Here is an 11,005-nt window from a genome sequence, read left to right as displayed (position 1 = left end):
CAAAGTAGTGATTGCACGGTAGGAAAGGGATTTCTCCACTGCGCTCGAAATGACATAAACAGGTTACTGCGGTCGGATAGACCTCTGCGGGTCGTTCCATGGCTTTGCTTTCTTGTCATTCCGAGTGGAGCGAAGCAGAATCGAGGAATCCCTTTTTTCTTCTTCCGTCATTCCGAGCCTGTCGAGGAATCTCCTTCAAGGGATTTCTCGACTCCGCCCTTCGGGCTCCGCTCGAAATGACCGTTTTATTATTGTGTCATTCCGGGCGAGGCGTCAGCCGAGTCGAGGAATCCCTTTGTTCATCCTTCTGTCATTCCGAGCTTGTCGAGGAATCGCTTTTAAGGGATTTCTCCACTGCGGTCGAAATGACGAAAAGGGAAGTCATTCCGCGTCTGTCGAGGAATCTCTTTTAAGCGATTTCTCCACTCCGCCTCGCTCTGCTCGGCTCCGGTCGAAATGACCTTTCCCTTTTTCTGCCATTCCGAGCGAAGCGGAATCGAGGAATCTCTCTTTTCTTCTTCCGTCATTCCGAGCCTGTTGAGGAATCTCCTTCAAGAGATTTCTCGACTCCGCCCTTCGGGCTCCGCTCGAAATGACCGTTTTATTATTGTGTCATTCCGGGCGAGGCGTCAGCCGAGTCGAGGAATCTGTCCGCTTCGTTACTATTCGAAACCGCCCGGACAGATAGAGCCGATTTTCCCCAGGTGCCACCACCGGGGAGCGTTTATATGTGCATAATAATGCACAGGGGTTCTTTAATTTAACATATTGATGCTTAAGGTGTTATATATTCAGTCCTGTCAAGGGGGGGGCTAGCCCGGGGCAGGGGTGGTAGTGGTTGCGGGGTCCGGGGTGGTGCCGGCTGTGGAGGCGATTTTCTTGACCCTGACAGGACGGACCGGATAATCTTTATACCGATGCGGTTTGTGAGTTACCTGCGCGTTCTTGTTATCACTGGTCTTGTAGTTGCCAGCCGGTGTGGTTATGAGTTCGGTCCGCCGGTGATTAGCGGGGTTGAGGGAAAAGGTCAGGTGGCGGTTCTTGATACCTGCAGTTTTGTCTGCCGGGTTGAGCCGGGTGCCCGGGGTCCGCTGAGTTATGAGTGGTGGTGTTCAGCCGGAGTTTTCGGAAATCAGTTTGACAACCGGATTCAGTGGCGGGCGCCCGAGTCCTCAGGTGTGGTGCTGTTAAAGGTGCAGGTAGCCGATGGTCTGGACAGGAAGGGGAGTGATTCGGTTCTGGTCCGGGTCGTGCCCCGGGTGGTCAATTTTGCGGTCTGGGAAGGAGCGGTGAAGGCAGGCGAGGCGGTCTGGTTTTTTGATTCCTGCCCTGCCGGTTACCGGCTCCAAGGGCAATGTTCAAGCGATACAACAACAATTTACCTGATGTTCCTTGATGAACCCAATTTCAGGCGGTGGCAGGCAAATGAGAGCTATCAGCCGAGAATCCGGCGGCTGGCATATCAGGCAGGTCTTTTCTACGACACCATTCCTGCTGCGGGTCTGTATTTTCTGGTTCTGGATAACAGGCAGGGCTTGCGGGATTGCGGTTACCGGATAAATGTCCAGCTGAAGTCACCGTGAGGCAGGATTTTTCCAGCCGGCATCCTGAAGCAGTTTCAAAAGGAGACTGACCGGCAGACCGATCACATTGAGGTAACAGCCGGAGATGCGCTCCACAAAGAGCCCGGCTCTGCCCTGAATGGCATAGGCGCCCGCCTTGTCATAGGGCTCAGGGGTGGAGATATAGGACTCTATCTCTTCATCGGTCAGGGCACGGAAGGTGACGCGGGTGGTCTCGGCGTCTGCATAGATTTTTTTCTCGGGCATTTTTATAAGTGCAATTCCAGTAATTACCTGATGAGTTTTGTTAGAAAGAAGTTTAAGCATGCGTTTTGCGGCAGTCGGGTTTGCGGGTTTGCCGAGAATCCGGTTGCTGATCACGACAATGGTGTCGGTGCCGATGATGATGCCGTTTTTGACCTTCGGGGTGCAGGAGAGGGCTTTGAGCAGGGCAAGGGTAATTGCCAGCCGGCGCGGGTTCTGGCTGAAGCTGATTTCGGGTTCAAAGAATGCGGGTTTTACAGGGTAGAAGGTGATGCCGAGATCCCGCAGGAGCTGACGGCGCCGGGGTGAGGTGGAGGCGAGGTAAAGTTTCATGGCAGGAAGGTGCGGAAGAGCGATTTGCCGAACCGGACATCCGGGAGTTTCTTGATCCGGACCTCAAAGTCCCAGCGCCACTGTTTTCCCAGTCCGGAGATGGTGCCCAGCGCCTCCCAGCAGTGGAGGTCGCGCCAGAGGGTTATTGAGTAATCGGTGAGCTGGCGCCGGGTAAAGTTGTAGCCGATGGAGTTGAGGCCGAGCCGCCAGCCGGCAAAGGAGAATGATACCGAGCCGGTGAGCATGTTCAGGTTTTTTCCCAGGGTGTGGTTGAGGCGCAGTTCCAGTCCGTTTTCCCGGTGGTGGACAGTATCAGTGCGGAGTGTGGTCCAGCTGAAGCTGGTGAGCAGCTGGTAGTCATCGCTGAGCCGGAGCGATTCCGGTCTGAATCCCAGGTTGCCGTCAAGGTTGAGGTCAAACCGCCGGCGCACCGGTCCGGAGTCGGTTCCGGTGATGAGCAGGAGGGGGCGGGTGGAGATGGTGGCATAGACCGGTGAGAGCCGGTGCTGAAGCAGGTCATAACCGGTGGAGAAGTTGACCGTGCCGAGGTCAAACTTTTCCTTTGTTGTCGCCCGTTTTGCCTGAAAGCCGTTGCGCAGGAAGAACTGCAGGTTGGTGATATCGGGATGCAGGAGATCGGGTCTGCCGAAGACACCCGCGGGGGTAATTTTTGGCTCGTAGTAAAACTGGAGGTTCGGGCTGACGGTGTGGAGAATGCCGGCAAGGTTGAGGGCGCGGGTGGAGAAGACCCGGAACAGGGAAAATCCGGAGCCGAGGCTGAAGGTGAGTCTGGGGTCCGGCGGCAGGGTGTCGGTCAGGTTGTCGGTCCAGTTCCAGCTGACCGCTTCACTGGTGTTGAAGATGCCGATGAGCTTCTGGGAGGTGCCCAGTCCCAGTTCGTTATTGAGGGTCTGAGTGTGACTGAAGGGAGCGTTCCGGTATGAGCGCCGGGAATCGGAGAAGTTGAGCCGGTCCGAGATTTCAATTGTGCCAATTGGATACGAAGGACTGGTGAGATTGAAGGATAATGATGGTGTGAGCCGTTGGGCGCGCAGGGTGTCAGTTCCGGATGAGTCTGCCTTTTCCACGCGCCGGGAGAAGCCGGCAGCCGGGGTGATATTCCAGCCCAGGGGCAGGGTGCGGGTGTTAAAGCCGATGCTGGCAGCGGGCAGAAGCTGGTAGTCGTAATGGCGCATGTAATAGGTGTGGCGTTCAGCCCGGAGGTTTGCCCTGCCCAGACCGCGGAACCGGTGGGTAAGTGCGCCATAGGAGTAGACCTCCTGCTTGAGCCAGTCAAGCCGGTCTTCGGCGTAGTCCGGTGCATAGGCGGTGTCGGAGATCAGTTCCGCCTGGATATCAAGATCGGTGAGCGGTGTGATTTTGCTGGCGGTGCTGAGGTTGAAGCTGTAGCGGACGAGGTCCGGATTTGCCGGATTCCAGAACTCCCGGATGTAGGAGCCCTGCACCGAACCCCGGGAATAAGGGTTGACGATGTAGATTCCCTCAGTGCGGAACTGGACACCCCGGCGGGTCATAATATCGGCAAGGAAGGTGATGTCGGCATAGTCGTTCAGGACCCAGTAATAGGAGATGCCCTTGGCATAGTAGCCCTGATCAGTGGCACTGCCGACCTTGAAGGGCATCAGTCCGGATTTGCGCTTTGATGCCACCGGTACAAGCCAGAAGGGTGCGGGCAGGACCGGGATCCTGCCGAGACGCAGAATTACCGGCTCAGCAATCGCCACATCATCCATAAACAGTTTTACCCGGGGTCCGAAGAAGGCGTAGTGGGGATGGGGCAGATCACAGGTGGTATAGTCGGCATTGAGGGCGTTCAGCACCCGTTCCCGGACAAGCCATACTTCCCGGGCGCTGATCCAGCCGTTTTCCACCTGGGAACGGGCATAGCGCATCATACCCCGGCGGGTGTCAACATTATAGTGGAGTTCAGTGCCGGTAACCTGTTCGGTGGCGGTCCGGAAGCGGACCAGCGCCGATTCGCCGGCAGAACTCTTTCTGACCGCACTCAGGGTGTGGCGCCGGATGTCATAGGTGATTGAGTCCGCATAGACCGACATATCCCGGTAGCGGACCCAGGCGGAGTCAAGCAGGACTACCCGTTCCTCACGGGCGAGAAACCGGACGAGCCGGGCACCGTAATAGACAATGTCCACCTTACCGGTATCCGGTGCGGTTAGTGCAGTGTCAGGCAGAGGCTGCATGAGCAACAGGAGCAGAAGTTGCATCTGGTTATGTTATTGAGCGGATGCTTAAAGTCAACGGGAGTTAAGCGGACAGCCCGGACACCGGGGCTGGCTCCGGCAGTGGGTCTTGGCAAGCCGGACAAACAGAGCATGAAACTCATTGAAAGCCCGGACGGTTGCCTGCGCGTCATTTTTAAGGAACGGCGCAAGGCTCTGTTCAATCCAGATCCGGAGTTCCTCGTAGCGTTCATCTCCCTGAATCAGTCCATAGCGGGCAAGGATGCGCCGGGTATAGGCATCAATGACGAATACCGGGCGGTTGAGCGCATAGAGCAGGATTGAGTCGGCGGTTTCAGGTCCCACACCGTAACAGTCAAGCAGACTGGTGCGGAGCCGGGAGGTGGGAGTCGCCTGCAGTTTCGCAAATCCGCCCTGTTCCTTCAGCCATTTGAGCGCCGAGAGCAGACGCCGGGCTTTGATGTTATAGTATCCGGCAGGACGGATGAGCTCGGCGATCCGGCCGGCTGGGGTCCGGCAGAGCCGGTCAAGGTTCAATAGCCGGGCGTGTCTGAGGTTTGCCATTGCCCTTTCCACATTCTGCCAGGCGGTATTCTGGGTCAGGACCGCGCCGATTACTACTTCCAGCGGTGTCCGGGCAGGCCACCAGTGCTGGGGACCGTAAGCCCGGAACAGTTTCTGGAAGATGATCCACAGTTCCGGCACCGGCTCCAGCTTGCGGACCGAAGGCATGGACAGCGCTCTTCAACGGTTGTGAAGCGGACAGCTGGCAGTCGGCTCGGTGCCCTGGATGAACACCTCGTAACGGGCACGGGGGCAGAGGGGAGTGGCAAGTTTGCCGGTCTGCTCACAGATGGGCAGGGTGACAATTTCTGGGGGCACCGGAAAGGCGGAAAGGGTGTCCTGATAAACCTGTTTCATCAGCTCGCCCCAGACCGGTGCAGCAATCACGCCACCGGTAGCGCCGCGGAAGATGGTGCGCTTCTGGTCAAAACCAATCCAGACCCCGCAGGTCAGGGTGGGAGTGAAGCCGATGAACCAGGCATCGGTATAGTCATCGGTTGTGCCGGTCTTGCCGGCTGCCGGTCCGGTGAACCCGAGTGCCCGGATCGTGGTGGCGGTGCCCTCATTAACCACACTCTGCATCATGCTCGTCAGCACATAGGCGGTCTGGGGTCTGATCGCCAGTCGGGGTTCAGGATGATTCTCCTCGAGCAGATGTCCCTGATCATCAACGATCCTGGTAATCATGAACGGGGTAAGGCGGATGCCCTGATTGGCGATCGTATTAAAGGCATTGGTCATTTCCAGCAGTGAAAGGTCAATTGAGCCCAGGGCGATGGAGTAATAAGCCGGAATTTTATGCTCAATGCCCATCAGACTGGCGTAACGGGCAACGACCTCCGGCCCGATCTTTTCGCACAGCCGGACCGCAATGATATTCCGGGACAGGGCAAGGGCACGGCGCAGGGTCATTCTGCCCAGAAACTTCTGGTCGTAATTCTTCGGCCGGTAATCGGGCTGGCCCGGAATCCGGATCACCAGCGCGGAGTCATTCTCAATGTTGGCAGCGGTATAGCCGTTATCCAGAGCAGCCGCATAGACAAACGGCTTAAATGCGCTTCCCACCTGACGCAGCGCCTGAGTTGCCCGGTTGAATTCACTGTGGCGGAAATCCCGGCCGCCGATCATCGCCCGGATCTCACCGGTCTGGACATCCTCGACAATCAGCGCCCCCTGGAGATAACCGGGTGCGGGGTCGGTGGAGTCATTTTTGAAAATGGAGTCATAGCGCGCCTTTGTCGGCCGGAGCCGGTAGTCCTGCTCCAGCCGTTCGAGCCAGTCCAGCAGTGCCCGGTTTGCCGCCGCCTGGATATCCAAATCCAGCGTGGTGTAGACGGTGGCGCCGGATTTGTAAACGAAGTCGTAGCCATAGGTATTGATTAGATACCGCCGGATCTCCTCAACAAAATATGGTGCTTCGTTGGTTGCCGAGCCCGGCGGCAGTACATTCAACGGTGCTGTTATCGCCTGTTCGTATTCTTCACGGGACAGGAGCCCGAGCCGGTGCATCTTGCCCAGAAAGTAATTGCGCCGGCGCAACAGCCGCTGCGGGTATTTATAGGGCGAGTAGGCTGAAGGGTTGGCGATCATTGCGCCCAGCGTGGCGCACTCTGCGGGGTCCAGCCGGGAGATGTGCTTGCCGAAATACCGTTCGCTTGCTGCTGCAACACCGTAGATTGAACCGCCGAACCACACCTGGTTCAGATACATCTCCAGAATCTCCTCCTTGGAATAATGGCGCTCGAGCTCAATTGCCAGCACCATTTCCTTCAGCTTCCGGCTGAGCTGACGCCTGGGGGTGAGAAACATGGAACGGGCGAGCTGCTGGGTAATGGTGGATGCACCCTGGAGATTACGGGGATGGAGGAGATTGGCAACAATTGACCCCGAGACCCGGATAATATCAATTCCCCAGTGGGAGTAAAAGCGCTTGTCTTCAACCGCGACTACCGACCGCACCAGATACTCCGGAATGGTCTCCAGCGGCACCGGCCGGCGCTTCTCCTGAAAAAACTCGGAAATCACCCGGCCCCGGCAATCCAAGAGCCGGGTGCTCGCCGGTGCCTTGTAATTGATGATTGTTTCCGGAGCGGGCAGATCGGCACGGAGCCGGAGATAGCCCAGCACCAGCAGACCTCCGGTCAGCAGGAGAATTATCAACGCTACCAGCAGCGTAATGCGCAAACTTCGGGAAACCAAGTTAATTAACCGGTGTAACGGGAGATAACTTCATGGCTCACCGCCAGCCGGAGCATATCCAGCGCCTCCCCTTCGCCTGACGCCCGGATCAGCCAGTGCTCCACCGGCGGATTGGTGCCGCCATGCACCCGGATTGAATCATTTACCATCCGGTTCAGCATTGTCTGGGCATGCAGCTTCAACAGCAGACTTTCATACTGAAACTGGGCACCGGTCTGGGCGAGCCAGGCGGTGCGATATACGAGCCAGCGCAGCGACTCATACCCTCCTGCCATCTCCGAAAGCGTCCGCTGAACCTCCTTCCGACTGATAATCGGTTCATTCATTGACTTCCAGTCCCGGGCATACAGGGCGGTGGTTTCCAGAATCCGGCGGCAGACCCCGGTTATTGCTGCGCTGCGTGAAACTCTCGCCAGAGCAAACCAGCGCTGGCCCAGCAGCATTGCTTTACCGGGCGTACCCAGAATGCGGTCAGCGGTTAACCGGCAGGAGGAGAGGATCAGCCGGGCAGGCTCGGTGCTTTTATCAATCTGCCAGCCGGGGGTATCCCCGTCGATAATAAAGCAGGTGATTCCTTCATCAGCGCGGGCGAACACCAGGCAGAAATCAAACTCCGGTCGGGACAGCTCCTTGATGCCGTCAATGAGAAAGTTCTCCCCATCAGTCCGAGCAGAAGTTCTCATTTCCTGCGGTGCGGAAAATGGTTCGGGTTCACGGAAGGCAAGTGCGTAATTCCTTTCTCCCGTGACCACCGGCAGCAGAAAAGACTCTCGCTGTGCTTCGGAGCAGTCGTACAGCAGTGGTGTATAGTCACCCCATTCAACCGGAATGATTGTATAGGACAGTTCTTCGGCGATGAGGCAGGTTTCAATCAGACCCAGACCGCCGCCACCAAATTCCTCAGGCACGCCAGCACTATAAAGTCCCATTTCCCGGAGCTTTCCGGTAGCCACACGGGCAAGCTCATGGCGCTCGACGGGATTGCGGGCGTTGAGAAACTTTGGTTCTAGCGGCAGGAGGTCACGGCGGACAAATTCATGGACGGTCTGCCGGACCATTTCTGCATCTTCTGAGAGTGTAAAGTCCAATTAGACCTCCGTCCCTGCTTTTCCGCTTTCCATACCGGCGGGTTTGCGAGTATAGTCCGGAAGCAGAATTGGAGAGACACTTTCCGGCACGATTTTCTTTTCCTTCAGCAGCTGGCGCCAGCGGGTGAGGTGTTCCAGTGTCGGGGTAAAGGTATCATTCCGTTGGAGTGCCAGCCGGGCGCCTTCATTGCCGGCCCGCCGGCCGAAGACAATCACATCAAGCAGCGAGTTGCCCATCAGCCGGTTACGCCCGTGGACTCCGCCCGAAGCCTCGCCGGCAACCAGCAGATAGCGCACACTCGTATGACACATCGCATCAATCGCCACCCCGCCATTCTGATAATGCAGCGTCGGATATACCAGAATCGGCTCCTTATCCAGTTCAATCCCGAACCGGGCAAACTGCCGGACCATCGCCGGCAGCTCCCGCTTAACCGTGCCCGGACCTTTAAGGATCTCAATCATCGGCGTGTCCAGCCAGACCCCGTCAATCCCTGCAGGGGTGCGGACACCGCGGTCCTGGCGACATTCGCGGATAATCGCTGATGCAACTACGTCCCGGGTTTCAAGGGGAAAGATGAACTGGTTGCCATTGCGGTTTACCAGCTGGGCACCGAGACTGCGGACTTTTTCTGTTACCAGCTGTCCGACGATCTGCTGGGGAAAGGCGACACCGGTCGGGTGATATTGCATCGTATCAATAAATGCCAGTTTTGCACCGGCCCGATAGGCAAGCACCAGTCCATCACCAGTGGCACCATAGTGATTGGAGGTGGGAAAGCCCTGATAATGCAGCCGCCCGGAACCGCCGGTTGCGATCACGACCGTTTTTGCCTTGATCCGGAGGTAGCGGTTGAGATTGAGGTTAAGGAGTATCGCACCGGCAGCATCCCCCTCCGGGGTGGTCAACAGTTCTACTGCCGGGCAGAACTCCAGCACCGTGATGCCCGGCCGACTCTTTACTTCGTCGCGCAATGTGCGCATGATCTCAGCACCGGTATAATCGCGGCAGGTGTGCATTCTTCGACGCGAGGTTCCGCCGCCATGAATGGTTTTCATCGAACCGTCCGGATTCTTATCAAAGATTACGCCGAGATTTTCCAGCCACTGAATTGCTTCCGGGGCGTCGGTCACAAGCGCCTCAACCAGTTCGGGGATGTTTGTGAAATGGCCGCCGCCGACCACGTCAAGGTAGTGAATCGCCGGGGAGTCGTTTTCCTTGTCTGCTGCCTGAATTCCTCCCTGTGCCATCATGGTGTTGGCATCACCGAGCCGGAGTTTGGTGGCGATGATTACCCGTGCTCCGTGGTCATCGGCGGTAATTGCTGCGGCACAGCCGGCACCACCGCCTCCGATCACCAGCACATCCGTTTCATAGTCAAAATGGTCAAGATTCAGGGCTGCATTGGTGAGCGGACTTTCGCCCTCAATGAGACTGGCGAGTTCACGAGGGGTACGGTCACCGGCATTTGGTCCGACCTGGATGGTGGTGAATGTATCAGTGCGGTAGTCGGGATGAAATTGTTCCAGCAGTGCCTGTTTTTCCTCAGCGCTGAGCCGGGGGAAGTTCTGTTTCAGCCGCTGTTCACGGGTCTGATTCACCCGCCGCACCAGCTCCTCAAGAGGGGAAGGATAACTCATCTTTTACTCCTCGGGTTCGACTTCACGGGCAGCATAAAGCTCCTGCAGCCGCTTCCGGTCCATATTTTTCAGCTGTTCCAGCTCCGCCTTGAATTTGCCCGCCCGGATTTCGGCAATTCGCTGATTCAGATGGGCGGAACGGGGCGCAAGCCGGCTTCCGTAGATCCGCCGGCAGAGGAGTGCAGCATGATGCTTCACCAGTTCTGCCGGACAGCGGCTGACACACAATCCGCACATGATGCAGTCAAATGAGATGTCAGCCGCACTGGCAAGTTCCCCACGCAGTAGTGCTGAGACATAACCGAGAACATCGATATCCTGCGGGCAGGATTTGGTGCAGGTATTACAGCCATAACAGCGCAGCAGCTCCGGGTAGATATCCAGCACCTCCTGGGCGGTGCCTTTGAGTTCTGACAGCCGGTAGCGCGGCCGGTGTGCGGGAAAGAACGGAATCATTGCCAGCTGCATATTCGGTTCAACCTTTGTCTGACAGGCAAGGGCGAATTTCAGATGGTAATCGCCATTTACCCGGTATACTGTTGCACAGGCACCACAGAAACCGCCACGGCATCCCACGCCACGGGTGAGGCGGTAACCGGCATATTCCAGTGCCTGCAGAATGGTCAGGGAATCGGGCACCTGGTGGTGCTCGCCCATGATATAGATATCAATCAGATTTTCATTCATGATGATTCAACTCCAGATAAAACTGATCCAGATAATAGTCTTCATTAGGTTTGAGATGATTCAGCAGATGCTTCATCTGCTCAATGGCACGGGTTTTAACGATATAATGTTTTATGGTCGTATCGACCTGCGGACAGGAAAGGACACACTGGTAACAGCGGTCACAATCGGTGCCCACCATGGTTTCCAGTGCCAGACTTGTGCGCTGCGCGGTGCGTTTAAGCCGTGCCGGTTCCCGCGCGAGCAACGAGCAGATATCAATGCAGTTGCCACACCCCAGGCAGGCGCGGGTTCCGGTGATATTCTCCCGGACATTGAGCGTATGAGATGGTCCGACCCCGGACGACAGGAGCCGGCACCTGGGCACCGGTGATTCAGAAATATCCAGCACCCGCTCGAGAATATCCCGGATTGCAGTGATGTCAGTTTGTCTGGTATTGGGCAC

10 protein-coding genes are annotated in these 11,005 nt (G+C 56.9%); 1 reads left to right on the top strand and 9 read right to left on the bottom strand.

Annotated elements, in window-relative coordinates:
* Positions 1 to 338: 338 nt before the first annotated feature.
* Positions 339 to 527: a hypothetical protein gene (locus tag ABIK48_07935; protein ID MEO0022085.1), complete on the bottom strand. Its 189-nt coding sequence runs from the start codon at positions 525 to 527 to the stop codon at positions 339 to 341.
* Between the two features lie 390 nt (positions 528 to 917).
* Between ABIK48_07935 and ABIK48_07930 the strand changes: the two genes are divergently transcribed.
* Positions 918 to 1,583, top strand: coding sequence for a hypothetical protein (locus ABIK48_07930; GenBank protein MEO0022084.1), 666 nt, complete (start codon positions 918 to 920; stop codon positions 1,581 to 1,583).
* Here the strand turns inward: ABIK48_07930 and ABIK48_07925 are convergent.
* From ABIK48_07925 to ABIK48_07890, 8 genes are read right to left on the bottom strand one after another with little or no spacing between them, the layout of a single operon-like run.
* Positions 1,575 to 2,159, bottom strand: coding sequence for a Maf family protein (locus tag ABIK48_07925; GenBank protein ID MEO0022083.1), 585 nt, complete (start codon positions 2,157 to 2,159; stop codon positions 1,575 to 1,577). The genes ABIK48_07930 and ABIK48_07925 overlap by 9 nt on opposite strands.
* Entirely contained in the window at positions 2,156 to 4,405 is a 2,250-nt protein-coding gene (locus tag ABIK48_07920; GenBank protein MEO0022082.1) for a putative LPS assembly protein LptD, read from the bottom strand. The genes ABIK48_07925 and ABIK48_07920 overlap by 4 nt, the downstream gene beginning before the upstream one ends.
* 30 nt (positions 4,406 to 4,435) lie before the next feature.
* A complete protein-coding gene (locus ABIK48_07915; GenBank protein MEO0022081.1) occupies positions 4,436 to 5,113 on the bottom strand; it encodes an endonuclease in 678 nt (225 codons plus the stop codon).
* 12 nt (positions 5,114 to 5,125) lie between these two features.
* A complete protein-coding gene (locus tag ABIK48_07910) occupies positions 5,126 to 7,129 on the bottom strand; it encodes a PBP1A family penicillin-binding protein (GenBank protein ID MEO0022080.1) in 2,004 nt (667 codons plus the stop codon).
* 20 nt (positions 7,130 to 7,149) lie between these two features.
* Positions 7,150 to 8,232: an acyl-CoA dehydrogenase family protein gene (locus ABIK48_07905; GenBank protein ID MEO0022079.1), complete on the bottom strand. Its 1,083-nt coding sequence runs from the start codon at positions 8,230 to 8,232 to the stop codon at positions 7,150 to 7,152.
* On the bottom strand, positions 8,233 to 9,873 hold the full coding sequence (locus ABIK48_07900) for an FAD-binding protein (GenBank protein ID MEO0022078.1): 1,641 nt from the start codon (positions 9,871 to 9,873) through the stop codon (positions 8,233 to 8,235).
* A gap of 3 nt (positions 9,874 to 9,876) precedes the next feature.
* Complete coding sequence (locus tag ABIK48_07895) at positions 9,877 to 10,560, bottom strand: 4Fe-4S dicluster domain-containing protein (protein MEO0022077.1); 684 nt, start codon at positions 10,558 to 10,560, stop codon at positions 9,877 to 9,879.
* A complete protein-coding gene (locus ABIK48_07890) occupies positions 10,553 to 11,005 on the bottom strand; it encodes a 4Fe-4S dicluster domain-containing protein (GenBank protein ID MEO0022076.1) in 453 nt (150 codons plus the stop codon). Before ABIK48_07890 ends, ABIK48_07895 begins: the two co-directional genes overlap by 8 nt.

Source organism: candidate division WOR-3 bacterium (genome assembly GCA_039801085.1).
In the GTDB taxonomy this organism is placed as follows: Bacteria; Hydrothermota; Tepidihabitantia; order Tepidihabitantales; family Tepidihabitantaceae; genus JAOABP01.
Note: the sequence above shows the minus strand (reverse complement) of the source record. Positions and strands in the feature narration are given on the sequence as shown.